The organism is Amycolatopsis japonica (genome assembly GCF_000732925.1).
In the GTDB taxonomy this organism is placed as follows: Bacteria; Actinomycetota; Actinomycetes; order Mycobacteriales; family Pseudonocardiaceae; genus Amycolatopsis; species Amycolatopsis japonica.
This window is the reverse complement of sequence record NZ_CP008953.1, coordinates 2,215,937-2,241,829: the sequence shown is the minus strand read 5'-3', so window position 1 is coordinate 2,241,829 and position 25,893 is coordinate 2,215,937. Positions and strand designations below refer to the sequence as shown.

26 protein-coding genes are annotated in these 25,893 nt (G+C 69.0%); 13 read left to right on the top strand and 13 right to left on the bottom strand.

The annotated features are described in order from the left end of the window. Positions 1-40 precede the first annotated feature (40 nt). Entirely contained in the window at positions 41-3,982 is a 3,942-nt protein-coding gene (gene eccCa / locus AJAP_RS10925; protein WP_051972403.1) for a type VII secretion protein EccCa, read from the top strand. 7 nt (positions 3,983-3,989) lie between these two features. Here eccCa and AJAP_RS10920 read toward each other — a convergent pair whose 3' ends face one another. Next, a complete protein-coding gene (locus tag AJAP_RS10920; RefSeq protein WP_038510275.1) occupies positions 3,990-4,535 on the bottom strand; it encodes a TetR/AcrR family transcriptional regulator in 546 nt (181 codons plus the stop codon). A gap of 94 nt (positions 4,536-4,629) precedes the next feature. On the opposite strand from AJAP_RS10920, the gene AJAP_RS10915 reads away from it, so the two are divergent. After that, entirely contained in the window at positions 4,630-5,211 is a 582-nt protein-coding gene (locus AJAP_RS10915) for a TIGR03086 family metal-binding protein (protein WP_038510268.1), read from the top strand. Between the two features lie 378 nt (positions 5,212-5,589). Next, positions 5,590-6,627, top strand: coding sequence for an HNH endonuclease signature motif containing protein (locus AJAP_RS10910; RefSeq protein WP_038510265.1), 1,038 nt, complete (start codon positions 5,590-5,592; stop codon positions 6,625-6,627). 418 nt (positions 6,628-7,045) lie between these two features. Here the strand turns inward: AJAP_RS10910 and AJAP_RS10905 are convergent, their stop codons facing one another. Beyond that, complete coding sequence (locus tag AJAP_RS10905) at positions 7,046-7,798, bottom strand: hypothetical protein (protein ID WP_038510264.1); 753 nt, start codon at positions 7,796-7,798, stop codon at positions 7,046-7,048. Between the two features lie 215 nt (positions 7,799-8,013). On the opposite strand from AJAP_RS10905, the gene AJAP_RS10900 reads away from it, so the two are divergent. Then, positions 8,014-8,430 (top strand): neocarzinostatin apoprotein domain-containing protein, encoded by a 417-nt coding sequence (locus AJAP_RS10900; RefSeq protein WP_038510262.1) that lies wholly within the window; start codon positions 8,014-8,016, stop codon positions 8,428-8,430. Here AJAP_RS10900 and cpt read toward each other — a convergent pair. Beyond that, positions 8,417-8,944, bottom strand: a complete 528-nt coding sequence (gene cpt, locus AJAP_RS10895) for a chloramphenicol phosphotransferase CPT (RefSeq protein WP_038510259.1) — start codon at positions 8,942-8,944, stop codon at positions 8,417-8,419. The genes AJAP_RS10900 and cpt overlap by 14 nt on opposite strands. Positions 8,945-9,126: 182 nt before the next feature. On the opposite strand from cpt, the gene AJAP_RS10890 reads away from it, so the two are divergent. Beyond that, positions 9,127-9,825 carry a trypsin-like serine protease gene (locus AJAP_RS10890; RefSeq protein ID WP_038510256.1) on the top strand — a complete coding sequence of 233 codons (699 nt, stop codon included), beginning with the start codon at positions 9,127-9,129 and terminating at the stop codon, positions 9,823-9,825. A 61-nt stretch (positions 9,826-9,886) separates the two neighbouring features. Here the strand turns inward: AJAP_RS10890 and AJAP_RS10885 are convergent, their stop codons facing one another. Continuing rightward, positions 9,887-10,876 (bottom strand): hypothetical protein, encoded by a 990-nt coding sequence (locus AJAP_RS10885; RefSeq protein WP_148311490.1) that lies wholly within the window; start codon positions 10,874-10,876, stop codon positions 9,887-9,889. Positions 10,877-11,070: 194 nt separating this feature from the next. Between AJAP_RS10885 and AJAP_RS10880 the strand changes: the two genes are divergently transcribed. The 6 genes from AJAP_RS10880 (at position 11,071) to AJAP_RS10855 (ending at position 15,315) form a co-directional block, all read left to right on the top strand. Continuing rightward, positions 11,071-11,412, top strand: coding sequence for a WXG100 family type VII secretion target (locus tag AJAP_RS10880; RefSeq protein ID WP_073848466.1), 342 nt, complete (start codon positions 11,071-11,073; stop codon positions 11,410-11,412). Positions 11,413-11,433: 21 nt separating this feature from the next. Next, positions 11,434-11,736 carry a hypothetical protein gene (locus tag AJAP_RS10875; protein WP_005155348.1) on the top strand — a complete coding sequence of 101 codons (303 nt, stop codon included), beginning with the start codon at positions 11,434-11,436 and terminating at the stop codon, positions 11,734-11,736. Between the two features lie 109 nt (positions 11,737-11,845). Next, positions 11,846-12,250, top strand: coding sequence for a hypothetical protein (locus AJAP_RS10870; protein WP_038510253.1), 405 nt, complete (start codon positions 11,846-11,848; stop codon positions 12,248-12,250). Further along, positions 12,247-13,551, top strand: coding sequence for a WXG100 family type VII secretion target (locus tag AJAP_RS10865; RefSeq protein WP_038510250.1), 1,305 nt, complete (start codon positions 12,247-12,249; stop codon positions 13,549-13,551). Before AJAP_RS10870 ends, AJAP_RS10865 begins: the two co-directional genes overlap by 4 nt. A gap of 29 nt (positions 13,552-13,580) precedes the next feature. Beyond that, entirely contained in the window at positions 13,581-14,927 is a 1,347-nt protein-coding gene (locus AJAP_RS10860; protein ID WP_038510248.1) for an alpha/beta hydrolase, read from the top strand. A gap of 10 nt (positions 14,928-14,937) precedes the next feature. Beyond that, on the top strand, positions 14,938-15,315 hold the full coding sequence (locus tag AJAP_RS10855) for a hypothetical protein (RefSeq protein WP_038510245.1): 378 nt from the start codon (positions 14,938-14,940) through the stop codon (positions 15,313-15,315). A 227-nt stretch (positions 15,316-15,542) separates the two neighbouring features. Here AJAP_RS10855 and AJAP_RS10850 read toward each other — a convergent pair whose 3' ends face one another. Genes AJAP_RS10850 through nadA form a run of 4 tightly spaced genes read right to left on the bottom strand, consistent with a single transcriptional unit; the run spans position 15,543 to position 20,308 of the window. Then, the gene (locus AJAP_RS10850) at positions 15,543-16,712 is read right to left on the bottom strand and encodes a S8 family serine peptidase (protein ID WP_038510242.1); all 1,170 of its coding nucleotides are present in this window, start codon (positions 16,710-16,712) and stop codon (positions 15,543-15,545) included. Positions 16,713-16,758: 46 nt separating this feature from the next. After that, positions 16,759-17,649, bottom strand: a complete 891-nt coding sequence (gene nadC / locus AJAP_RS10845) for a carboxylating nicotinate-nucleotide diphosphorylase (protein WP_038510239.1) — start codon at positions 17,647-17,649, stop codon at positions 16,759-16,761. Then, the gene (locus tag AJAP_RS10840; RefSeq protein WP_073848461.1) at positions 17,646-19,301 is read right to left on the bottom strand and encodes an L-aspartate oxidase; all 1,656 of its coding nucleotides are present in this window, start codon (positions 19,299-19,301) and stop codon (positions 17,646-17,648) included. The genes nadC and AJAP_RS10840 overlap by 4 nt, the downstream gene beginning before the upstream one ends. Beyond that, a complete protein-coding gene (gene nadA, locus AJAP_RS10835; RefSeq protein WP_037344779.1) occupies positions 19,298-20,308 on the bottom strand; it encodes a quinolinate synthase NadA in 1,011 nt (336 codons plus the stop codon). Before nadA ends, AJAP_RS10840 begins: the two co-directional genes overlap by 4 nt. A gap of 115 nt (positions 20,309-20,423) precedes the next feature. On the opposite strand from nadA, the gene AJAP_RS10830 reads away from it, so the two are divergent. Both AJAP_RS10830 and AJAP_RS10825 read left to right on the top strand, forming a co-directional pair. Then, on the top strand, positions 20,424-21,059 hold the full coding sequence (locus AJAP_RS10830; RefSeq protein WP_016336019.1) for an NUDIX hydrolase: 636 nt from the start codon (positions 20,424-20,426) through the stop codon (positions 21,057-21,059). 40 nt (positions 21,060-21,099) lie between these two features. Then, positions 21,100-21,816: an LON peptidase substrate-binding domain-containing protein gene (locus tag AJAP_RS10825; RefSeq protein ID WP_037344777.1), complete on the top strand. Its 717-nt coding sequence runs from the start codon at positions 21,100-21,102 to the stop codon at positions 21,814-21,816. Between the two features lie 180 nt (positions 21,817-21,996). On the opposite strand, the gene AJAP_RS10820 is transcribed toward AJAP_RS10825, so the two are convergent. The 5 genes from AJAP_RS10820 to bioD form a co-directional block, all read right to left on the bottom strand. After that, entirely contained in the window at positions 21,997-23,055 is a 1,059-nt protein-coding gene (locus tag AJAP_RS10820) for a M48 family metallopeptidase (RefSeq protein WP_038510233.1), read from the bottom strand. 48 nt (positions 23,056-23,103) lie between these two features. Then, the gene (locus tag AJAP_RS10815) at positions 23,104-23,709 is read right to left on the bottom strand and encodes a DUF2567 domain-containing protein (RefSeq protein WP_038510231.1); all 606 of its coding nucleotides are present in this window, start codon (positions 23,707-23,709) and stop codon (positions 23,104-23,106) included. Between the two features lie 150 nt (positions 23,710-23,859). After that, on the bottom strand, positions 23,860-24,063 hold the full coding sequence (bsaP, locus tag AJAP_RS42915; RefSeq protein ID WP_081809725.1) for a biotin synthase auxiliary protein BsaP: 204 nt from the start codon (positions 24,061-24,063) through the stop codon (positions 23,860-23,862). Next, a complete protein-coding gene (gene bioB, locus AJAP_RS10810) occupies positions 24,050-25,066 on the bottom strand; it encodes a biotin synthase BioB (RefSeq protein WP_038510228.1) in 1,017 nt (338 codons plus the stop codon). The genes bsaP and bioB overlap by 14 nt, the downstream gene beginning before the upstream one ends. Before the next feature lie 84 nt (positions 25,067-25,150). Continuing rightward, on the bottom strand, positions 25,151-25,873 hold the full coding sequence (bioD, locus tag AJAP_RS10805) for a dethiobiotin synthase (RefSeq protein WP_038510225.1): 723 nt from the start codon (positions 25,871-25,873) through the stop codon (positions 25,151-25,153). Positions 25,874-25,893 lie beyond the last annotated feature (20 nt).

The following is a 25,893-nucleotide window of genomic DNA, read 5'->3' as shown; positions in this document are numbered from 1 at the left end:
TGATCGGCAGGATTACCCACAAGCGGCCAGAAAGACCCTGATGAGCGCCACTCGCGACCGCCTGCCGGCCCTGGGCGAGCAGCCCGGTGAGATCGTCCTGCAGTCCCCGCCGATGCTGCCGAAGGGCTCCTCCGGCGGAGCCATGCAGCTGCTGATGTTCATGCCGATGATGCTGGGCATGGGCGCCATGTCGTTCGTCTACATCGGACGCGACGGCGGGGTCATGACCTACATCTTCGGCGCGTTGTTCCTCACCGCGATGGTGGGCATGGTGGTGATGTCGCTCGGCCGCGGCGGCGCGCAGAAGAAGGCGCAGATCAACGAGGAACGCCGGGACTACCAGCGGTATCTGACCGGTTTGCGCGGCCAGGTCCGCGAGATCGCGGACAACCAGCGGGCGGCGATGGCCGCGTTGCAGCCCGACCCGGCGGATCTGTGGGCGTACATCGAGACGGGGAAGCTGTGGGATCGCCGCAAATCCGATCCGCAGTTCGGGCAGGTGCGCGTCGGGACAGGGCCGCAGCGGCTGGCGACACCGCTGAAGGCGCCGCAGACCGTGCCACTGGAAGACCTCGACCCGGTGTGCTCGACGAACCTCAAGCACTTCATCCGCACCTACTCGACGGTGGACGGTCTTCCGGTCGCGATCTCGCTGCGGTCGTTCGCGCAGGTCAGCCTGTCCGGCCGCCGTCCGGACACCCTCGGCACGGCGCGGGCGCTGCTGACCCAGCTCGCGACCTTCCACTCGCCCGGTGACCTGCGGATCGCGTTGTGCGTCAAGGACGACAGGCTGCACGACTGGGAATGGGCGAAGTGGCTGCCGCATGTCGCCTCGACCGCGGCCGACGCCGCCGGCCCGCGACGGCTCGTCGACGCGGACTCCGGGAAGCTCGCCGATCTCCTCGGCCCCGACCTCGCCGACCGGCCCGCGTTCACCCGGCGGCCGGACGCCCGGCTGGACCTGCCGCACGTCGTCGTGATCGTCGACGGCGGGCACGTCCACGGCGACACCCGGCTCGTCGCCGAAGAAGGCAGGCTCGGCGTCACCGTGGTGGAGATCGGCACGGAGCAGCCGCGCTCGGTCTCGTCGGAACGGTTGTTGAGCCTGCACATGAGTCCCGAACAGCTCGGCATGGTCGTCGGCGACGGGACGGAGCAGCGGCTCGGGTTCCTCGGCAAGCCGGACACCTTGGACCGCGGGGCCGCCGAAGCGCTGTCCCGGATGCTGACGCCGCTGTTCCAGGGGGCGGCGGTGGTCAGCGAGGCGCCAATGTCGGCGACGTTCGGGCTGGCGGGGCTGCTCGGCATCGGCGATCCGCGCGACACCGACACCGCGGTCACCTGGGCACCGCGTTCGGCGCGGGACCGGCTGCGGATCCCGTTGGGCGTCAACCCCGAAGGCAGGCCCGTCGACCTCGACCTCAAGGAGTCGGCGGAAGGCGGCATGGGTCCGCACGGCCTCGTCATCGGCGCGACCGGATCCGGCAAGAGCGAGCTGCTGCGGACACTGGTCACCGCGCTCGCCGTCACGCATTCTTCGGAGAAGCTCAACCTCGCGCTGATCGACTTCAAGGGCGGCGCGACGTTCGCGGGGATGACCGGGCTGCCGCACACCTGCGCCGTCATCACCAACCTGTCCGACGACCTCGCGCTGGTCGACCGCATGGCGGACGCGCTGAACGGCGAACTGTTGCGGCGTCAGGAGCTCCTGCACGCCGCCGGGAACTACGCGTCGGTGCGGGACTACGAAAAGGCCAGGGAATCGGGTGTCAACCTGCGGCCGCTGCCGTCGCTGCTGGTGATCATCGACGAATTCAGCGAGCTGCTGTCGTCGCGGCCGGAGTTCATCGACCTGTTCGTCGCGATCGGGCGGCTGGGCCGGAGCCTCGGGATCCATCTGCTGCTGGCCTCGCAGCGCCTGGAGGAAGGACGGCTGCGCGGGCTCGATTCGCATCTGTCGTACCGGATCGGCCTGCGGACCTTCTCCGCGTCGGAGAGCCGCGCGGTGCTCGGCGTCGCGGACGCCTACCAGCTGCCGCCCGTGCCGGGTTCGGCGTATCTGAAGTCCGACAACGACACCCTCATCCGGCTCAAGGCCGCGTACGTCTCGGGGGAACTGCCGCCGCGCAGCAAGATCGTGCGCAAGGACGGCCGGAGTCTCGGCCTGATGCCGTTCACGCTGGCGCCGGTCGAGATCCCGGTGACCGTCGAGGCCGAGGAACCGGTCGAAAAGGGCACCGGCGAGACGATCATCGGCGCGATGATCTCGCGGATCGAAGGCAAAGGCCCGGAGGCGCACCAGATCTGGCTTCCGCCGCTGGCCGAACCGCCCACCCTGGACCAGCTGCTGCCGCCGCTCGGTGAAGACCCCGAACGCGGCCTGTGCCCGCTGGGCTGGGGCGGCAACGGCAAGCTGATGATCCCGGTCGCGTTGGTGGACAAGCCCTTCGAGCAGCGGCGCGACATGCTGTGGGCCGATTTCTCCGGCGCCGCCGGGCACGCGCTGATCGTCGGGGCGCCGCAGAGCGGCAAGAGCACGCTGATGCGCGACATCGCCGCGATGCTCGCGCTGACCCACACACCGGAAGAGGTCCAGTTGTTCGTGCTGGACATGGGTGGTGGCGCGCTGGCACCGATCGCCGGGTTGCCCCACGTGTCCGGCTACGCGACGCGGCGCGACGCCCAGCGATGCCGCCGGGTGGTGGCGGAGCTGACGACCCTGCTCGAACAGCGCGAGGAGTTCTTCTCCGCCAACGGGATCGAGTCGATCACGACGTTCCGCCAGCGGCGCTCGGAGTTCCGGGAGAGTACGGAAGGCCGCGAGTTCGGCGACGTCTTCCTGTTCGTGGACAACTGGACCACGATCCGCCAGGAATACGAGCAGCTGGAGGAGCAGATCACCAGCCTCGCGTCACGCGGGCTCGGTTTCGGCATCCACGTCGTCGTCTCGATCAACCAGTGGATGGGCATGCGGGCGCCGTTGCGGGACGCGATCGGCACCAAGTTCGAACTGCGGCTCGGTGAACCGGCGGACTCGCTGATCGACCGCAAGATCGCGCAGAACGTCCCGGCGGACCGGCCGGGGCGCGGGTTGACCGCGGACAAGCTGCACTTCCTCGCGGCGCTCCCGCGGATCGACTCGGACCAGCGGCCGGACACCGTCGGCGTCGGTGGGCTGGATCTGAACCGCCGGATTTCGGCGGCTTGGAAGGGTGCGGCGGCACCTTCCGTGCGGCTGCTGCCGCCGGAGGTCCCGCTCGACTCGCTGGAATCCGGGCCGCGCAAGCAGATCACGCTCGGCATCGCGGAATCGAACCTGCGGCCGGTGCACCTTGATTTCGCCACCGAACCGCATTTCCTGGCCTTCGGCGACGTGGAATCCGGCAAGAGTTCGCTCCTGCGCGCGATCGCTCAAGGCATCGTGTCGAAGTACTCCCCGGAAGAAGCGGCCATCGTGGTCGCCGACTACCGGCGAGGGATGCTGGGCGCGGTGCCGGATTCGCATCTGCTCGGCTACGCGGGTTCGGAAACCGTGCTGAGCGGGCTGATCGAGCAGTGCCAGCAGGCGATGCGGAACCGGCTGCCCGGCGCGGACGTCACGCCGGAGCAGTTGCGGAACCGGTCCTGGTGGCGCGGTCCGGAGCTGTTCGTGCTCGTCGACGACTACGAGATGGTCGCGACCGTCGGCCGGAACCCGTTGCAGCCGCTGCTGGAATTCCTGCCGCAGGCTCGGGACATCGGCCTCCACCTCGTCATCGCGCGCGGCAGTGGCGGCGCCGGACGGTCCCTGTTCGAGCCCGTGCTGCAACGGATCCGGGAGCTGGGTTCGCCCGGCCTCGTGATGTCCGGCTCGCGGGACGAAGGGGCGCTGCTCGGCGACGTGAAGCCGGGACCGCAGCCCGCCGGGCGGGGTGTACTGGTCTCGCGGCGGGATGGGACCGGGCTGGTGCAGGTGGCGTGGACGAAGCCGGTGGAGGACTGAGCGCCGCTCACAACCGGTCGACGAGCGCGTCGACGTACTCCGGCGTGAGCGGGCCGGTGCCGAACAGGGTTCGGATGTAGAGAGGCGCCAGGATGTGATCGAGCACCTCGAGGGCGTCGGGTGGGTGTTCGCCCCTGGTGCGTGCGCGGTCGAGCATCGTCTGGAGTTGCTTGCCGCGTTCGGCGAGGAACTGGTCGCGGGCCTCGCCTTCCTTGGGCAAGGCGATGACCAGGCGCAGGATCGCCAACCCCGCGGGTCCGCCGATGTCGCGCGCCACGCCGGACGCGTAGGCGCGCAGGTCGCCGTCCAAACTGCCGGTGTCCGGGATCGGTGAGTTCGTGGTGAGCCAGGTCAAGGCCACGTCGGCGGTCAGGTCTTCGAGGGTGCCCCAACGACGGTAGATGCTCGTGTCCGCCACGCCGGCTCGCGCGGCCACGTCCCCGACGGTGAACATGCCGTAGCCGCGTTCGACCACCAGGTCCATGACCGCCTGGTGCACCGCCGCGCGCACCCGTTCGCTGCGCCCTCCGGGCCTTCGTGTCGGTTCCGCCATGAAACTCAGCCTAACGCAGCTCGTGGTTGCGTTTGTTTGCTAGGGTCCGTTGCTAAAGCAGTCTTCAGCTGCTTTAGAGACTCTGGAGCACGGCATGATCAACCGCATCGACAGCGCCATCGACGTCACCGCCGCCATCGTCGAGGGCATCCACGCCGACCAATTACCGGCACCGTCACTGTGTTCCGGCTGGGACAACCGCTTCGAGCTCAACCACCTCGTGGGCGGCATGCGGATCTTCGCCGGGGAACTGTCGGGCGCCTCGGTCGACAGGGACCACCACGACGACTGGCTCGGCGCCGACCATCACGCCGCCTTCAAGACCGCCGCCGAACTCGACCGGGCAGCCTGGCACCGTCCGGACGCGTTGCACACCACCGTCCACTTGGGATTCGGACGCGTACCCGGACATTTGGCCGCGCTCATCCATCTCACCGAAGTCGTCGTCCACGGTGTCGACCTCGCTGTCACGACCGGACAGGAGGAGCTTGTCGACCAGCGTCAGTGCGCGGAACTTCTGGACACTATGCGGGATATGGACTTTGGGGCTTTTCGGCGGCCTGGGATGTTCGGGCCCGAGCTTGCAGCTCCGGACGGGGTTGCCGCTCATTGGCGGCTACTTGCCTTTGTTGGGCGGGATTTTGGGGATACGTGGATGGGTTCACGGATTGGTTGATCAGGTCGGCGGCGCGCCGAGTCTCGGCAGATTTACGGGCCACTGCACCAATATCCCCAAACGATCCGACTTGCCAGGATACTTGCGAGGCAAAACTCGTTGGCATCACAGGAAAATTTGACGACCGGCTACGGCAGGCGCCGGGATGCCAACCCAGAGGCGGCGCGCTCACCAGCTGAAACCATCCGGCGGATTCAGTGGCGGTCGAACTCATGTTCGAGTATGATCTTGGTCATGACCCAATCACTTGCTTTCAATCCGAAAGCCGCTCAGCTTCTCGATGCCGCCCACGACGAGGAGATCGTGCTTCGCCGCGCACAAGGCCGACAGGTGCGTTCGTTAGCCGGATTCGCCGCGGTGGGTGGCTCACGAAGATCGGTGACCGAGGAGGTCGCTCTGGCCTTCTCGGTCTCCCGCAATCACGCTTTCCTGCTGGTCGAAACCTCGTGCGCGTTGGTTCGCCGGTTGCCGAACACGTTGCGGGCACTGGAACTGGGCGACATCGATCTGTACAAGGCGTCGAAGGTCTGCCGGCTGACCCGCGAGGTCTCCGATGAGGTCGCCGCCCTGGTGGACGATTTCATGGCCGGACGGCTCGCCGAGCGAGATCCCGGAGCGATCGGCAAATCGGTGAGTTACGCCGTGCAGAAGTTCGACCCCGACGGCTATCGGGTACGGGCCGCGAGAAAGCGCGCGTCGCGACATGTCTCGTTAAAACACGAGGACGACACCATGTCCACCCTCAGCGGTTTCTTGCCTTCCGAAGTGGCCGGCTCGATCTACGCCTCATTGGCCCGTGCGGCCAAAGCCCGCCGCCAATCCGACAAGACCCGCACTCTCGATCAGCACCGGGCGGATATCTTCGCCGAGCGGCTGCTGGCCGAGGATGGTCACGGCACACCTCGCGCGCACGTCCACGTCTATGTCGACCTGTTGACCTTGACCGGTGCGCGGGAGGATCCCGCGACGCTGGCTGGTTACGGGCCCATCCCCGGTTGGCTTACCCGGGAGATCGCCGCCGCCCCCGGCTCGACCTGGTCCCGGTTGATCACCGACCCCACCACCGGACAGCTCCTCGAAGCCAGCCCCGGCACCTACCGGCCCCCGGCCTCACTCGCTCGTCTGATCAAGGCGCGGGACCGCGAATGCACCCACCCCGGCTGTCACCGCCCTGCCGAATTCTCTGAGATCGACCACATCACCACCTGGGCGCGGAACGGCGACACCGACCACCACAACTGCCACGCCGCCTGCAAGATCCACAACATGCTCAAAGAGGAGCCCGGCTGGTCGGCAGAACCCACCGGCAACGGCGGCATGACCATCACCACCCCCACCGGCCACACCTACACCGCAGCCCCCGAACCACTCCACGACCCACGGCCGGAACCGGAGGACGAAACCCCGCCCTTCTAACCGGCGCAGACACACTCGGGGCCACCCGGACACACTCCGGGCGGCGACACCGGCGAGCCCAAATCCGGCCTGGCAGCTGTGCGGCGCCACTCCGGGAGCATGTCGGCCGGTGACACCGGCACCCATGCGGCCTGCCCGGCTGCAAGCCATGCGGCACAGCACCTTGACGGCTACTCAGCTACATACCGGGCGGCAACACCGACACGCCCTTCGTCGTGGGCAAGGCCCGGAACGACCGCGTCCCGAGCCCTCGTCTTACCACGACAAGAGCCCAGACCTACCACCGATCCGAGACTCGGCGACCACGCGCCAAGCCGCCCGAGACCATCGGCCGACTCACGCTCCCACGAACAAAACCCTTGTCCATCAACAAACCAACCACAAAGAACAGCGCCTCAGCCACGACCCCGACGAACAACTACCCCTCAGGACAAGTGCTGATACAACGCACCGCGATCGTGGTGCTCATCTCGTTGCCAGGCCCGGAGATCATGCCGGTCAGCAGCTTGTCCAGATCCTCCCGCACCCCACACCCCGAGAACGGCGGGATCTCGAAGCTGCTCGTGAGCACTGTCGGCGGCGCCGTGTCCTGCAGCCCGGTCAGCCCCTTGACCTTGATCGTCAGCGGAGCCGCCGTTTTGCAATTAGGCCCCAGATCGAGCACCTTGCCATCGACCTTGGTGTCGCTCAGGCGAAGGCCGAGGCTGAGCGTCAGGTCGATGATCACCGACAGGTACTTCTTGCCGTCCGGGAAAAGCCGGGGAGCCACCACACCCGCGTCGCCGGGGTTCTTCACCAATACCCCGTGTTGGTCGCCCTCGGAAACCAGGCTGACGGTGCTCGTCACCGGCATGAAGCGAAAAGCCACGAAATACGCGTTCACAGTGGGCGGCAGAGTGATCGAACCCGTCAGGGTTTCTTTCACCGAGTCGACAGTGCCATCGAAACGTCCCTCACCGGTAGCCAGTTGAGAGTTCAGCTTCGCAATGCGCGATACGGTATTCCGCACGAAATACGACGCCTTCAAACCCGCGGCCATGGCGGGCGCGTCCGCACGCGGAGCGTCGACCTCGCCCTGGGCGGCGGAAGCCGAGCTCAGCGAAAAGGCTCCCAGCGAGAGCACCACGCCGGCCGTGAGCAGCCGGAAGGCGCGTCGATTCGCCAGAGTCATAGGGCTCAAATCCTTCACAGCCAACGGAATCGAGGTAGCGAACCGAACCGTACTCGGCGCCGTTCGCGCAAGGCAATCCATACCCGCGCGCTTGTCATCCGCCTCAGAAATCCGACGCACTCGATTGTGACGCGCGTGATAACGAATCGAAGGGGTTGACGCCTCTCGCATAACGACGGCAGGCTGGGAAAGCGAATCAGACACGAGGGGGAATTATGAAACTTCCGAGGCGCGCAATCACCACTGCGGTCACCACTGCGGTCACCGCGGCGATCGCCGTCGTCGGCCTGTCCGGCACGGCGACGGCCCAGGCGCAAGCCTGGACGATGTCCGTGTCACCGTCGACGAATCTCGCCGCCGAGCAGACCGTGACCGTCACGGCCGGCGGCCTCGACGCCAACCGCCAGATCCTGCTGCTCGAATGCCCCACCGAGGACGGCAGCTGTTACATCATCGGATATCCGACAGCGGACGCCAACGGCGTCATCTCGACCACCGCCACGGTCTACCGGCATATGTCGTTCGACGACCGCGCTTACGATTGCAAGACCTTGAGCGGGGGTTGCTCGGTCGTCGGCAGCGATTTCTCGACAGGCGGCGAATTGGTCAAGGTGCAGCTCACCTTCCAATAGCGGAGGCGATCACCCTGGCACAGGCCAGAGCCTCGTTCACTCCGGTGTCCACCTCGACGTCGTAGACCACGCCCCGGTGCACGATCTCGGCCTGTGCCTCCGCCATTCCCGCGACCCGGTCCCCGCGCGCCGTCTCCCGCCCGGCGGCCACGGCACCGTCACACCGGACGCCGACCCAGAGCACTTCGAGCCCGTCCAACGCGTCGCGCCACCGCTGCTGCGACGCGGCGCCACCCAGGAAAACGTCGTCGATGACGACCCTGGCCCCCGCCCGCACCATCGCCGCGACACCGGCCATCCACGCGTCCTCGAGCCGCCGGAAACCGGATCCGACGCTCACCCCGCCGTCACCGGCGAAGTCGATCCCCTCGTCGACCGCGGCGGGCATGGCGCCGATCAAGGTGTCCACGCCGAGGGTGAGCCAGGGATCCGGCAGCACCGCTTGCAGGCACCGGGCGATCCCCGATTTGCCGGAACTGGAGCCGCCGTTCAACACGATCACCCTGGTCGTCACTCCGACAGCCTAAAGACGAACACTTTTCCAGCAAAACGGATACAACGGACGCGCCAATACATTCCTCACGGCGGTTACCGACTTCGGTAGGTTACTAAAACCCTTACCGCGACCTAACTTGGTGAAACCGTTTCGACTCGAAACGGTTTCCCCGACGCAGGCCGAAGGGCGTATTCATGCGTATGTCCAAGATCGTCGCAACGGTGGCGGGCGCCGCCGCGGCGCTGACCCTTGCCGCCACCCCCGCCGCGAACGCGGGCCAGGACATCATCGGCGGCGGCACCGTGAGCTCCGCTCCGTGGGGCGCCCAGATCTACTGGGACGACGCCACCGCGTTCGGCGGCTTCAACTGCTCCGGCACGATCATCGCGCCGCAGTGGGTCCTCACCGCGAAGCACTGCCTCAACAAGCCCGGAATGCACGTCAAGGTCGGCAACGTCAACCTGAACCAGGGCACCGAGGCCGACGTCGACCAGCAGAAGGCCGCCCCGAGCGGCGACATCGCCCTGCTGCACCTCACGACCGCGGTCAGCACGACGTACATGAAGCTCGGCTCCGCGAACCCGGCCAACGGCACCACGAACCAGATCTACGGCTGGGGCCGCACCCAGGGCAACAACCCGCCTTCGAGCGTCCTGAAGACGGCCAACGTCCGCATCACCGGCACCAGCAGCGACGCGTACGGCGGCCAGGCCATCGCCAGCGTCGGCATCAACGGTTCCGCCTGGCACGGCGACTCGGGCGGACCGCAGCTCGCGAACGGCGTCCAGGTCGGCGTCTGCTCGACCGGCAGCAACTCCGGCACGAACCCGCAGGGCACCCAGAACTACGCCAGTGTCGCGGCGAGCCGCAGCTGGATCCGCACCACCGCGGGAGTCTGAGACGACCGGCTGGGGCCGTTCGCTGGCGAACGGCCCCAGTCCAATGTGGACATACTGAGCGTCAGACCAGTTGGTGCATCGGCCGCCTCGCCCGAAGCGAAAGCGCCGAACCCGCCGCCACGACGGCGATGATCCCGGTGCCGGCGACCAGCGTCCAGAAGTCCGGGTGCACGATGGACTGTCCTCGCTGAGCCTGCCAAGTGAGCAGCACGAGCAATCCCGCGAAGCCCACCGAAGCGGTCCGCACCAGGTTCCGCCGGACGAATTCCGATTCGAGCACCGGATACCGCCTGGCGAGTTTGAGCAGCCCGAAAGCGACCAGCGGCAGCACCTGGATCGCGTGGATGCCGAAGAAGTGCGGGATCCGCATGTCCCCGCCGACCGTGCTCCACCCCAGCACCGGCAGCCCCGGTCCGCCGTCGGGCACGCCGACCGCGTGGGCGCCGACGATCGACGGCCGTTCACCGGCGCGGAACTGAGCCATTTGCTGTTCGTTCGGCCCGAACATCAGCAGCGCGATCCCGATCCCGGCGACCGACAACGCGGCACCCGCGCGCAACGCGGAATTCATCGCCCGGTCGGGAAGACGTTGGAACAGCAGGAGAATCGCGATGGCCGCCGTCGCAGCCCAGCCGGTGAAGGCACCGTTCGCGACCATGTTGTTGATCCACTGGTCGACCGGGGTCTCGCGGTTGAAGTGCAGCGTCCGCCCGCGGACGGCGATCTGCCAGAACAGCAGCGCCATGTCCATGCCGAGGCCGACCGCGAACACCGTCCCGAGCCACCAGCCGATCCGTTTGCCACGGGTCAGCTGTCCGATCAGCCAGGCCAGCGTGACCGCGTAGAGCCCCACGGAAATCGTGAACTTGAGCGGTTTGAGCCAAATGGGCGCGTTGACGAGGCTGCGATCGTCGAAGACCAGGCCCCCGAGCGCGATGACGCCGAGCACTGCCATCGCCGCCGCCAAGATCATCAACGGACGATGCAGTACTGCCCTGGATCCCTTGTCCACCATGGATTCGAGCGTGCCGGGAAGCTCCGATCCGGACACTGGAGTACTCCCCCTGATCGGGGGTGGGGAAAGCCCTACCGCCGACCTGTGGGTAATAGTGCCGTCACCGCGACCGGCAGTTGTGCCGTTTGACCGCACTCCCCTCTTTTCTAGCGTGTCCTTCACAAGAGCAGACAGGGCGTCCCCTGGTGCTCACCGGGATTTCCAGCGAGATGAGAGGAGGTGGCCCATCAATGACCGGTACGGGATATCAGGCAGACGCAGCTGCGATGGCGCGCGCCGTCCAGGGGTTCGAGGAAACCGCGTCGAACGCCAAGACCACGATGGCCAGCCTGGAGAGCGAGCTGACCCAGACCCTGCACAACTACAAGGGTGACCAGGCGGTCGCGTTCTGGGACCTGCAGCGCCGCCTGCAGGAGAAGATGACCATCGCCGTGAACGAGCTCAACACGATGTCGCGCCTCGTTCACGAGAGCAACCGGAACTACAACTCGGGTGACGAGCAGGTCCGGGAAAGCCTCACCGGGGTCAGCGGAACCGTCGACCAGACCGTGATCCACCGGCTGAACCCCTGATCCGCGAGAGGACCACCAATCATGGCTGACGTCGTCGAAATCAACTTCGCCGCGCTGCAGCACAGCTCGGCCTCGCTGGCCGCCAAGGCCAAGGCGCTCACCTCACAGCTCGAACAGCTGCACACCAACCTGCAGCCGATCACCCAGACCTGGTACGCCTCCGGCAGCTCCGCCGGTGAGGCCGCCCGTGCGTCTGAAACCCGCCTGCGCCAGGCCACCGCGGACATCGTGGCGATCATCGCGCAGTTCGGTGGCAAGGTCGGCGACGCCCACGATCTCCAGCACAGCCTGGAGAACCGCAACCAGGGCCTGTTCGCCGGCTGATCCCCAACCGTCGGCCGGCCGGTGCTTTCACCCCCCTCGGCACCGGCCGGCCGGCTTTGCGCGTAGTCGTCCCTTGTTGGCATGGCCGATTTCGAGAGAGCCGGGATCAATGCAAGACCAGTCGTACTACGTCCATCTGGAATCACTGAAGGACTTCGTGCGGGAACTGGAGACCCAGATCCACGCGATGTCCAAGCCGAACGACTTCCTGCTGACCCTGAGCGAACAGCCGTTGCTGTTCGGCGAGTTCGGGGAGGCGGGTTCACTCAACAAGGCGCACCAGGCGGCCGTCGCCGAGATGCAGGGCCTGCTGGATCAGGTCAAGGGCGCGATCACGTTCGCGCAGGACGTCACGACGACCGTCGCCGACGGTTACGCGGCGGCCGACGATTCGGTGGCGGGCGACATGAACCACTCGAGCCAGCAGACCGGGCTGCTCGATCCGCTGCTCAACGTCCTCGGGGGCGTGCTGGGCGGTAACAGCGGCTCGAACGGCGGGGGGAACAAGGGATGACCGACACCGCTCACACGAACTTCGCCGCGTATTCGCACCAGCAGCTCTACGCGATGCTTCAGGCGGGCGACCCCAACACGGCCCGCCACGCGGCCCACAAATGGCAGTCCACCGGCTCCGGGCTGTTCGAACAGGCCGAAAACCTGACCGGCGAGCTGAAGGACTTCTCCACCAGCTGGACCGGCGGAGCGGCCGACAAGTACCACACGATGATCACCGACCTCGTCGGCGGAATCCGCAAGGTCGCCCAGACCGCGAACGCGATGAACCACCTCCTCGAGGACGCGGCGGACGCGCTGGTGAAGGCCAAGAAGGAGATGCCGCCGCCGGTCGCGGTGCCGGACGTCTCCCCCGCCGATCTCGCGCTGGCCGTCAATCCGCCGCTCCTGCCGCCGGATTCGTCGCAGGCGACGATCATCAACGCCGCCCAGCAGCGTCAGCAGGCCATCGCGAACGTCGAAGCGCAGCAGCAGGCGGCGGGCGCGGCCAGCGCGGCGCACAGCAAGGCGATCGTGGTGATGACGCAGCTCGCGGGCGAGTACTCCACGGCCGAGGAGTCGATTCCGGCCTCGCCGAACGCCGTCGCCCCGCCTCCGGTCACCGGTGGCGGCACGGCCCCTGGCGGTTCGATCGGCAACAACATCGGCGGGACGCCGAACGTCGGCGTCGTTCCGGGCGACAACACGCATCCGCTGCCCTCGGACGGCTCCACGCCGCCCACCGCCGGGCAGCCCGGCCAGCCGCCCAAGTCGAACCCGTTGTTCGGCGACATGTTCACCGCCGGTCTCGCCGCGGCCTCGGCCGCCGCGTTCGGCCGGTTCGGCTCGATCATGCCGCGGGTGCCCGCGTGGGCGAACGGCAAGAACGACAAGGACAAGAACGGCGAGCCCGCGGGCGGCGGTGCCGGTGCGGCGGGCGCGACCGCGGGTGGCGCCGGTGGCGGTATCCCGGTCGGTGGTGGCGGCGCGCCGTCGCTGGACGGTGGCGCGATCGGCGCCGGTGGCGGTGGCGGGTTCTCCGGCCCCGGCGAGGCCCCGGCCGCGTTCTCCGGTCTGGCTGGCGACGGCGGCTCGGGCAGCGCGATGAGCGGGCTCGCCGGCGGAGCCGCCGGTGCCGCGGGCGCGGCGGCGGCCAAGGGCGCGATGCCGATGATGCCCATGATGCCGATGGGCATGGGCGCGGGCGGCGACATGGGTTCCGGACGGCGGATCCCGCCGTGGCTCGTGGAGACCGAGAACGTCTGGGGCCAGTCGTCCCCGGTCGCTCCCGCCGTGCTCGGCGAAGAACCCGAACAGTACTGATTTTCCCGACCAGGAGAGGCGGCTCGGTGATGGCATCCAGTGCGGGCGGTTACCGAGTCGCCCCCGCCAGGCTCGAAGCGGCGGCGGCCGAACTCGAACAGCGCGCCGGCGTGCTCAAGACCGCGCAGACCGCGCTGGCGGGTGAGAACGTCCCCGCGACCGCGTTCGGCCAGGTTTCGGCCTCCAGCGCGGCTTCGGCCACGTACACCAAGACGATCAAAGACGTCTCGGGCAAACTCGACGGGCAGATCACCAAGGCGACGGTGATCCATCAGGGACTGACGGCCGCGGGTGGCGGATACCGGCGCGCCGACGTCCAGGTCGCCGCCTCGTACCGGTCGCTGATGCCGGAGAACCCGTTGCCCAAGGCCGGGAATCCGGCAGGCGTCGGCGGCGCGGCCGACACCGGATCGTGGGCCACCGCGATCGCCGAGAACCGCACGAAGGTCACCGACGCGCTGACCGCCGAACGCGAGCGGCTCGCGAACCTCCTGGCACAGGGCGGGAAAGCCGACGACATCGCGAGCGCACGTACGCGGATCGCGCTCTACGAGGACATCCTCGCCAACGACCGGCAGATCCTGCGGTTCGACCCGTCCGGGAACGGGCGCATCGTCGAACTGGTCGGCCGCATCGAGCCGGGCACCCGCAACGTCGGGTTGTTCGTCCCCGGCGTCAACACGTCGTTCGACAACTTCCAGAGCTACGCCGACCTCGGCAAGAGCCTGGTCGCCGCGGACGCCACCGGCCGGACCGCGATGGTGGTCTGGGCCGACGGGGTCTTCCCCCAGAACGTCGTCACCGAAGGCCCGGCCGCGCACTACGCGCAGACGATGGCGCCCGATCTCAAGGCGTTCGGCGACGAACTGCGCGGCCAGATCGACAGCCACGCCGGACCGGGTGTGGTGGTCACCGCCGTCGGGCACAGCTATGGCGGCGCGACCGTGGGCCTCGCCGAGCAGCTGGGGCTCAGGGCCGATCAGGTGCTGCACGTCGAGTCCGCGGGCATGGGACACGGGATCTGGAGCCCGAGCGACCTCCCGGCCAGCCAGGCCGGTGTGCAGCGGTACTCCATGACGGCCCCCTTCGACCCGATCGTGGTCGCGCAGGGCAACGCCGGCCTCATCGAATGGCTCGGCGCCGGGCACGGAGCGGACCCCGACCGCTTCCCCGGCGTCGTCGAACTGGAAACCGGCCGCGACGCGAACGGCGATCTGCAGTGGGGTTTCGATTCCCATAGCGGAGTGCTCAAACCGGGTTCCGATTCGTGGAACAACATCTACGGTGTGATCACGGGCGGCGCGGTCACGCACGAAGGCTTCACCGGCGGCTCGCTGCGCGAGATGGTCATCGAAGGCGTCGGACGAGGCTTGTGAGGGACTGTTCATGATCACGAAGCACACCGAACTCGATCCGCTGGCCGAGGACCTCACGGCGGTCATCGACGGTGTCGCGGGCACCTTCGGCACCACCGCGGAGCGCACCGTGGAAGGCGAACTGGACTGCGACCCCACCCAGCCGGGCCGGTCGCTCTGCTGGCAGTACGGCCTCCGCGTGGACGACGCGACCGACGCGATCCGCAAACTCGTCGACGACGTCCTGCCCATGCTGGAGGGCCAGGGCTGGCGGTGGCGCGACCGCAGCAACCCGCGTGAGCTGATCGCGCAGTTCAGCCGCGACGGCGCCGACTTCAACGTGCACGTCTCCCGCGTCGGCGACGGCGTGGCCATCGTGGGCTCGACCGCCTGCGTATCCGTCCCCTAGTGTCCTGCGTCGGAAATGTGGTGCGTATATCGGTGGATCCAGGTTGCTGACGGCAAGGCGCCGGTTCGTCCTCGTACCGGGTTGTACTCGGGCGAACCGGCAACGCAGCCGTCAGTAACCTGGGCCGCCGAGATACGCGCCGGATTTCCGACGCAGGACACTTACCCCCAGGGGGTCGCGAAAGACCTCGTGGGCGGTGGCGGTGTCCCCCAGTACACCGCTGCCGCTCACGAGGCGCGGAATCGCGAAGGTTTCCAGCCCCGGCGCTTGCCCCGCCGGACCGCCGCCACCACGACGCCCGCCGCGATGGCGAGGGCCACCCCGGAGATGGCGAGCACACCGGAGACCTTGTCCGCCCTGGTCGGTGCCGGAGCCGCCGCGGGGACCACGAAGGTGTCCGGACCGACGCTCGGCGGTCCTCCCGGGCCGGGTGTACCTGCGGGGATCGAGGCGGAAACGGCGGCGTAGGCGTCGATCGCACCCCAGCCCCGGCGGGGATCGTGCCCACCGCTCGGGCCCCGGTGCGCGGTCAGCGTCAGCCGCGCGACGACCTGCTCCGGCGACAGCTCGGGGTGATACGCGCGCACGAGCGCGGCGACCCCGGCGACGTGCGCGGCGGCCAGGCTCGGGTCGCTCACCGGCCACCGGTGCGCCACCGTCCCGCCCGCGCCGGCGGACGTGCTGACCAGCTCGGCGCCGGGCGCGGAAATCCCCACGTACGAACCGGATTCCGTCTGTACGGCCTCGCCTGCCTGGTTCGTCGAACCCACGGCGAGCACGCCCGGCGTGGCCGTCGGGTACGACGTCTGGCCCTGTTGGGTCCCCGCGGCGGGCGAGACGATCAGCGCGCCCTTCTCCTTGGCGCGCGAGACGGCGCCGGTCAGCGCGGGGCTGTCGGAGGCGGCCGGGACGGCGATCAGGATGATCCCGGCGCCGCGGTTCAGCGCGGTTTCGATGGCGCCCGCGAGCTGCCCGGGATCGCCGCCGCCGTTCACCTGGGTGTAGCGGATCGGCAGGATCTTGGCGCCGGGCGCGATCCCGGTGAACGTCGTGGACGGATCCGGTTGCGCGCCGACGATCCCGGCGGCGATCGTGCCCCGGCCGTCGCAGTCTTCGGCCTCGGTGCCCGGCCCGCCGAGCAGCTGCCCCGGCGCGAACTGGCCGTTTCCGCCGTCGACGCCGGTGCCGATCACCGCGACCAGCTGGCCGGCGCCGCGGGACAGCGGCCAGAGCCGCACCGGATCGATCAGCCGCTGGCCCCACGGAACTGCCGCGGTGTAGGTGCCCGTCGGGTTGGCGCACTGCTCAGCGACCGCCGTCGACGGGACGGGGGTGCCGAGCAGTGCCATGAAACCGACGCATCCCGCGACGGCACTTTTACCGGCAAAGCCCACCATTCCTCCAGAATCCCCTTGTCACACAAGGGAATTCTAGTGCCGGAGGTCAGCGCAGGTCCATCCCGAGGTCGAGTGCGGGTGAGGAATGCGTGAGCGCCCCGACGGCGAGGAAGTCCACACCGGACTCCGCGTACGCCCGCGCGACGTCGAGCCGCAGACCACCCGAGGATTCCAGGCGGGTCTTCGGGGAAACCTCGTCACGCCGGTCGACCGCTTTCGCGCATTCGTCGGGCGTGAAGTTGTCCAGCAGCACCTCGTCGGCGCCCGCGGTGAGCGCCTCCTCCAGCTGCGCGAGGTCGTCGACCTCGACCTCGCAGTGCAGTTCGGGCGCGTGCTCGCGCGCGGCGGCGAGCGCGGCGGTCACCGAACCGGCGGCGACCACGTGGTTGTCCTTGATCAGCACCGCGTCGCCGAGCCCCAGCCGGTGGTTCACCCCGCCGCCCGCGCGGACGGCGTACTTCTCCAGCAACCGCAGCCCGGGCAGCGTCTTGCGGGAATCCCTGACCCGGCAACCGGTTCCCTCCACCGCGGCCACCCAGGCGGCGGTCGCGGTGGCGATGCCGGACAGGTGACACAGCAGGTTCAGCGCGGTGCGTTCGGCGGTGAGCAGGCCCCGCACCGGACCGCGCACGACCAGTGCGGGCTCACCGGCGGTCAGCCGGTCGCCGTCGTCACGGGCGGCCAGGATCTCCAGGCTCGAACCGAGCACGACGTCGAACACCGCCAGCGCCACCGGGATCCCGGCGACCACCCCGGCCGTCCTCGGCGTGAGTTCGGCCAGCGCACGCGCGGATTCGGGCACGGTGGCGTTCGTCGTCGCGTCGGGCCCGTATCGCAGATCCTCGGCCAGTGCCGTCGTGACGACGCGCTGCACGTCGGCGACGTCGAGGCCGTGATCGGCCAGCGCCTTGACGACCCACGGGGAGAATTCGCTCATGCCACACCCTCCAAGGCGATCGGATCGGCCAGTACCGGCTGCCCCGACGGGCTGAGCCGGATGAGCTGACCGCGCTGCCAGCTGTCGTCGTCGCGTTCGGGGAAATCGGTCCGTACGTGACAGCCGCGGGATTCCGTCCGGCGCGCGGCCGCCGCGACCAAGGCCTCCGCCACCAGGGTGAGCGCCGCGTCCTCGACGATCCGAGGCGTCCACAAAGGACTCTCGACGACCGAAAGATCCAGCACCGAACCGACGACCGACAACCCTTCGGCGTCGCGGCCGATGGCGGCGTACCGGCTCATCGCCCGCTGCAACGCGTCACGGTCGGCCACCGGCGCCTGCACCGGAGGCGCGAGCACACCGCGACGCGGATCGGCCAGCCGCCCGATGGCGAAATCGGCGGCGATCGCGTCGGCCACCCGCCGCCCGACCACGAGGCCTTCGAGCAAACTGTTGGAGGCCAAGCGGTTCGCGCCGTGCAGACCCGTCCTCGCGACCTCGCCCGCGGCGTAGAGACCGCGAACACCGGACCGTCCGTCCACAGTGGTCACCACACCGCCGCACGCGAAATGCGCTGCGGGCGTGACCGGGATCGGCTCCTTCGCCGGGTCCAGACCGATCGCCGCGCACGCCGCGTGCACGGTCGGGAACCTTTTGGCGAAGCCGGAAATCCCGGTGGCGTCGAGGAAGACGTGGTCGTCGACACCGCCGGGCGCCTGCACCATGCGGCGCGTGATGGCCGCGGAAACGACATCCCGGGGCGCGAGATCCCCGAGCGGGTGGACCCCGCGCATCACCGAGGCACCCGTCGCGTCGTGCAGGGTCGCGCCCTCGCCGCGTACCGCCTCGGTGACCAGCGGGAGCCGGCCACGCGCGCCGGGCGTAAACAGGACCGTCGGGTGGAACTGGACGAACTCCACGTCCGCGACCTGCGCTCCCGCGCGCAACGCCAGCGCCAACCCGTCCCCCGTGGCGAGTTCCGGATTGGACGTCGCCTGATAAAGCTGCCCCAGTCCGCCGCTGGCCAGCAGCACCGCGGGCGCCCGGACGACACCGGGCACACCGTTGTGGTCCAGGACGGTCACCCCGACGACCTCGCCCGCGGGCGTGCGGATCGCGTCGACGGCGATGTGGTGCTCCAGCACCGGGATCCGCCGTCCTCCGGCCGTCGCGACCAGCGTCCGCTCGACCTCGGCGCCGGTCGCGTCGCCACCCGCGTGGATGACGCGGAACGCGCTGTGCCCGCCTTCCCGGGTGCGGGCCAGTTCGGGCCGCCCTTCTGCCGCGGGGTCGAAGCGCGCCCCCTCGGCCCGCAGCCGGGCCACCGCGGCCGGGCCGCCGGCGATGATCGACCGGACGGCGTCCTCGTCGCAGAGCCCGGCACCAGCGGTGAGCGTGTCCTCGGCGTGCTTGCCGACCGAATCGCCCCGCTCGTGCTCGCCCTCCAGCACGACCGCGATACCGCCCTGCGCCCAGCGGGTGTTGCCGTCGGAGACCGTCGCCTTGGTGACCACCAGGACGTGCAGGCCGAGCTCCTGCGCGCGCAGCGCGGCGGTGAGCCCGGCCACCCCGCTGCCGATCACCACGAGATCAGCGGCGGCCTCCCAGACCGGGTGGGTTTTCGCCTGGAGAGCGGTAACCGGGTCGGTCATTCTCCGCCGCCAGGCTGCCCGATCTCGATCATGCGCTGCACGGAAGCGCGGGCACGGGCGGCGGTTTCGGCGTCGACGTGGACCTCGTCGGCTCCCTCGCGCAGCGACCGCAGCAGGGCGGCCGGCGTGATCATCTTCATGTACCGGCAGGACGCCCGGTCGTTCACCGCGCGGAAGTCGATCTCCGGCGCGGCCTTGCGCAGCTGGTGGATCATCCCGATCTCGGTGGCCACGAGGACCGACTTCGCCTTGGTGTCACGGGCGGCGTGGACCATGTCGCCGGTCGAGAGGATCTTGACCCGCTCAGGGGCGACGGCACCCTCGCCCGCCAGGTACAGCGCCGAGGTCGCGCAGCCGCATTCCGGGTGGATGAACAGGTCGGCGTCCGGGTTCTCCGAGGCCCGCTCGGCCAGCTCGGCGCCGTTGATCCCGGCGTGCACGTGGCACTCCCCGGCCCAGATGTGCATGTTCTCCCGGCCGGTCACGCGTTTGACGTGCGCGCCGAGGAACTGGTCCGGCAGGAAGAGAACTTCCTGGTCAGCGGGGATGGAGGCGACGACGTCAACGGCGTTCGACGACGTGCAGCAGATGTCGGTCTCCGCCTTGACCTCGGCCGTGGTGTTCACGTACGACACGACGACCGCGCCGGGGTGCTCGGCCTTCCAGGCACGGAGCTGGTCGCCGGTGATCGAGTCCGCCAGCGAGCAGCCCGCCCGCGCGTCCGGGATCAGGACCGTCTTCTCCGGCGCCAGGATCTTCGCCGTCTCGGCCATGAAGTGCACGCCGCAGAAGACGATGGTGGACGCGTCACTGCTCGCCGCGATACGGCTGAGCGCGAGGGAGTCGCCGGTGAAATCGGCGATGTCCTGGATCTCGGGGACCTGGTAGTTGTGCGCGAGCAGGACGGCGTCGCGTTTGCGCGCGAGGCTGCGCACCTCCTCCGCCCAAGCCGCGTCGGCGACCACGCCACCGTACGGGGTCAAGTCGTTCTGCAGAGTGCTCGTCATCGTTCTGGCCCTCCTGGACCTGTCTCCGGTTTTCGCCTTATAATCGAAAACCGTGCGAAGTCATCTTAACACCCAGACCCCCCTCGCCCACGAGGTCTTGGGAGCGGTCCTTCAAGTGCGCTCGGACACACTCCGGGTCCTGCTGTGGCGGCGCGCGCTCGATCCGCACCTGGGTCGCTGGTCCCTTCCCGGCGGCAGGCTTCGCCCGGATGAAGACGTCGAGGCGTCCATCCGGCGGCAGCTCGCGGAGAAGGTCGACGTACGCCAGCTGAAGCATGTGGAGCAATTGGCGGTCTTCAGCGCGCCGGACCGGGTGCCGGGCCCCCGCGTCGTCGCGACGGCGTTCCTCGGCCTCGTACCGTCCGATGTGGACCCCGAGATCCCCGAAGACACCGAGTGGCACGACGTTTCCGAGCTCCCCCGGACGGCGTTCGACCACGAGTCCATCGTCCTGCGCGCGCGGGACCGGCTCCGCTCGAAGCTCTGCTACACGAACCTCGGCTTCGCCCTCGCCCCGGAAGAGTTCACCGTTTCGGCTTTGCGGAGGCTGTACTCGGCTGCGCTGGGTTACCGCGTCTCCGCGACGAACCTGCAGCGTGTGCTGTCCCGGCGCGGGCTGCTCCTGCCCACCGGCCACACCGCTCCGCCCGGGCGCAGCGGCGGCCGTCCGGCGGCGCTGTTCTCCTTCGCGGGCAAGGGGATGCAGATCACCGACCCGTTCGCGGTGTTCCGTCCGCCCACCGGGAAGTGACCGTCCTGCGAAGTCCTCCCGGTCCCCGTACCTTGAACGGGTGACCGAGCCGAGCGAGGAGTCCACCGGGAAGGCGATCTTGCCGCTGTTCCCGCTACAGACCGTGCTTCTGCCCGGAACACACCTTCCGTTGCACATCTTCGAACCGCGGTACCGGCAGCTGATGGCCGACCTCGTCGCCGAAGTCGTCCCGGACCGCGAGTTCGGGGTAGTCGCGCTGCGTTCGGCGATGATCAGGGAGGTCAGCGGGCCCGAACACGTCCACGAATTCGGCTGCAGCACGGTGTTGCGCGAGGCGAAACGGCTGCCGGACGGCAGATTCGACGTCGTCACCACCGCGCGGCGCCGGTTCCGGCTGCTGGAGATCGACCGTGTTTCCGCGCCGTACCTGATCGGCTCGGTCGAATGGGTGCCCGACGACCGCGTCGCCACGGTGCACGGCGACACCGTGACCAGGCTCGCCGACGTCGCGAAGGCCGCGCACCGGCGCTACTGCGAGTCCGCCTGGAACGACGAAGACTGGACCACCCCGCCCGAAGACGGCGACATCGCGGCGCTCGCCTACCGGCTCACCGCCGACTGCCTGCTCCCGCTGGAGGACCGGCAGCGCCTGCTGGAGGAGACGAACCCGCTGCGGCGGCTGCGGATCGCGTGCCGCCTGCTGACGCGGGAGGCCGGGTTCCTGAGCACACTGGGCGCGGTCCCGATGCCGCCGGGGGAACTCGGCGAGTTCACGCGCCCCTCGAACCTGAACTGAGCCCCTCCGGGGAGGGGTGAAGGACGCTTTCCCCGCATGCCACGCGACGAAAGCTCCCCTCACCACACGAGGCGCGGTGAAAGTCCCCTTCAGCCCGCCCTCCCCTGCCCCTGACGCTATGAAAGGTCCTTTCCTTGCAAAATTTGCAAGGAAAGGACCTTTCATAGCACTCGCGAAGCGCTACTTGCCCGGCTCCGACGAAGACCCCTCGTCCGACCCGTTGCCGGTACCGAACTTGCTCCACACCTTGCCCGCCGCCCCGGACACCGCCTCGCCGACGTCGCTGAACACCTTCGTCAGCGGGTCGGTCGAGCTGTTCCAGGAGTCCTTGTACGACTTCGCGGCCGACTTCAGGTCGTCGGTCCAGGTGGACGAAGGCGCGTCCTCGTCACGGCGTGGGTACTCGCCGGCCAGGATCCCCCGGTACTCCTCGGACGCCGCCCATTTCTGCAACTGGGCGGCACGCACGACGGCCAGCGGATGCGACATCGTCTCGACGTAACGCAGCTTCAGGTAGCTGTCGCGGATGTCGTCGACCGACTCGTACTCCGACGCCTGCTGCAGGAACGCCGGAATGTCGATCTTCGACGGGTCGATCCCGCCCGCGACCAGGATCTGCGAACGCAACGCCGCCGTCGGGTCCTGCGAGCACAGCAGCCCGGCGCGGTCGCAGGACAGTTCGGCCTTGCGGTACCACTCGCGCAGCGCCGCGATGACGACGCGGATGCCGATGGCGCTCACCGGCGTCCACGACATCGACATCTGCAGGCCGATCAGCCGGATCATGATCGTGCGGTACACCGCGTGCCCGGACAGCACGTGCCCCATCTCGTGCCCGATCACGAACCGCAGCGACGCGAGGTCCATCGCCTCGACGGCCGCGGTGTTGAGCACGATGAACGGCTCGTCCATCCCGATCGTCTGCGCGTTGACCTCGGGACTGCGGGCGACGAACAGATTCGGCACGCGGTCGAGGTCGAGTGTTTCGGCGCATTCGTTGCGCAGCTTGTCCAGTTCCGGATACTGCTTCGGGCCGACCCGGATCGCGGACGCGAGCGCCATGAGCCGCTCGCCGCGTTCGGCGTAGAAGCCTGAAACCGCCTTCACGACCTGCGCGAACCCCGGAACGGCGCGCAGGGTGGCCAGTGCGCCGCGGTCGACGGGGTGTTCGTACGCGCGCGGGCTGATACCTGGGAAGCGGACGGCGTTGTGCCGGGAAACCTCGATGTCGTCGGTCAAGAGAAAGCCCCCTAGAGATGTGTCCTGCCCCACCCTAGAGGAATTTCGTCAGCCGAGGCGGCGACCCAGGTCTTCCCGTCCGTTCCACGCGGTCAGCAGCGTGTACGCCAGCGTCGTCATCAACGGCGCGGCGAGCATGATCCACGGGGATTCGATCTGCGGCGCCTTCGCGATGACGTCGCCGACGGCGGGCGCCGCGCCGATCTCGTAGCGGCCGTTGGCGAACGAGACGCCCATCGTGGTCCCCAGCCAGCCCGCGAGGGTCGCGCCGCCGGTCGCGGCGATCAGCACGACCGGCCCGCGGCGTTCCCGCAGCAGCCAGGTCACGATGCCGATCAGCAGCCCGGCGCCGAGCGCGAGGAAACCGTAGACGGCGAGGTCGTCGAAGCGGTGCCAGCTCTCCAGCTCCAGCGGGGCGAGGCCGCCGTGGTCGTTGATCACCCGCATCCGCTGGGGCGGCGCCAGCCGCGCCCACAGCCAGGCCAGCGGGAAGCCGAGCAGCCCCGCCGTGGACAGGACGCTGACCGCCGGCAGCAGATCGGCCTTGACGACGACCTTGGGGAACGGGCGGCGTGGCCTCGGCAGTACGGGCACCGACCAGGGGTCGGGCACGCTGGAAGACAGGTGCGCCGGTTTACCCGTCGTCTCGCCCAACCCCGGACTCCTCCCTCGAGCTGCTTGTGCAGAGCGTAACCAATGACGCCCCCTGCGCACGCGACCCGGCACATATCGCCCCGCGTTTCGTCCTCTGAACGCGATGCTTGCGCGTGCAACTACCGCATTCAGAGGACTAAATGCGGGAAGTCAGCCGGCGAGTTCACCGTGACGGCTGCATCGGGCCGTCCAGCCGACCGGGGTGATCTGGACGACCATCCGCCGCGCGCAGTACGTGCAGTACCGCGGCGGCTCGAGTGCCGTTCTGGGGTTGTGGCAGGCCGGATGTTCCGCGCCACCGTCGGACGTCTGTCCACAGTGGACGCAGTACGCCGCTGGGTCAGAGGACGTCACTGATCGCCTTCACCGGCATCTTCAGCTCGTCGAGCATCGCCAGATCCGCGGTGGCCGGGCGGCCGAGGTTGGTCAGGTAGTTGCCGACGATGATCGCGTTGATACCGCCGAGCATGCCCTGCTTGGTACCCAGGTCGCCGAAGGTCAGCTCACGGCCGCCGGAGAAGCGGAGCAGCGGGCGGGGCATCGCGAGCCGGAACGCGGCCACGGTGCGCAGCGCGTCCTTGCCCTCGACGACCTCGTAGCCCTCGTACGGCGTGCCCGGCTGCGGGATGAGGAAGTTCATCGTGCACTCGTCCGGGTTCAGCTCGGCCAGCTGCGCGGCGAACTCGGCGCGCTGCTCGATGCTCTCCCCCATGCCGATGATGCCGCCGCAGCAGACCTCCATGCCCGCCTCGCGGATCATGCGCAGGGTCTCCCAGCGCTCTTCCCACGTGTGCGTGGTGACGACGTTCGCGAAGTGCGAGCGCGCGGTCTCCAGGTTGTGGTTGTAGCGGTGCACGCCCATCTCGACGAGCTCGTCGACCTGCTCCTGGGTGAGCATGCCGAGCGAGCAGGCGATCTGGATGTCGTTGCCGTCCTCGCGGATGGCCTTGATCCCCTCGCGGACCTGCGAGAGCAGCCGCTTGTCGGGGCCGCGGACGGCGGCGACGATGCAGAACTCGGTCGCGCCGGTCTCGGCGGTCTGGCGGGCGGCCTTGACCAGGCCGGGGATATCCAGCCACGCCGACCGCACCGGCGTCGGGAACCGGCCGGACTGCGAGCAGAAGTGGCAGTCCTCCGGGCAGCCGCCGGTCTTGAGGCTGATGATGCCCTCGACCTCGACCTCGGGGCCGCACCAGCGCATCCGGACCTCGTGGGCCAGCGCCAGCAGGTCCGTCAGGTGGTCGTCGTCGAGCCGCAGGACTTCGAGGATCTGCTCCTCGCCGAGCCCGACACCACGCTCGAGGACCTGGTCACGCGCCACGGCGAGGATGTCGACGGTCTCCGGGGCAGTGGTCACGAGGCGGCTCCTGTTCGGGGTGGGGCGGTGAAGCGAAGGCACATCATCGTGCACGACCGGGCGGCTCGGCCACAGCGACGCAGGTCACTTCTGTGCCGACGCGCGGCCGACGAAGCATTCCGGATCGAACTCCCCGCCGAACCACGGCGAGAGACCCGCCTTGGCCCGGTCCGCGAACTCCTCGGGCCCGGCCGTGCCCAGCCCGGCGGGCAGCACGCCCAGCAGCGGGGCCCCGGCGGCGACCGGCAGGTCCCGCAGGTTCGACACCGCCGCCAGATCCGGCTCGTCCGGCCAGGATCCGATGATCACCCCGGCCACGGTCAGCCCGCGTTTGGTGGCGACCTCGGCGGTCAGGGCGGTCGCGTTGAGCGTGCCCAGCCCGGCCTCGGCGACGATGATGACCAGCGCGCCCAGCGACCACGCGACGTCGGCCAGCGTGGCCCCGTCGGCGTCGAACCGGACCAGCAGCCCGCCCGCGCCCTCGATGAGGGTCAGGTCGTGGTCGCCGTCGAGGTCGCTCGCCGCGGCGGCGATCTCGCTCGGGGCGAGCGTCGGCAGTCCCGAAAGCCTGGCCGCCGCCTCCGGCGACAGCGGATCCGGGTACCTCCGCAGCTCGCGGGTGGTGACCGGGCCGGCGAGGCGGAGGACGTCGGAGAGGTCGCCCGGCTCGTCCGGGCCCACTCCGGTCTGCGCCGGTTTCAGCACGGCGACACGCTGGCCCTGACCGGCGGCCAGAGCGGCGATGGCGGCGGTGGAGATCGTCTTGCCGACACCCGTACCGGTGCCGGTCATGACCAGCATGCTCACGTGCGTTGAACTTAGTGGGT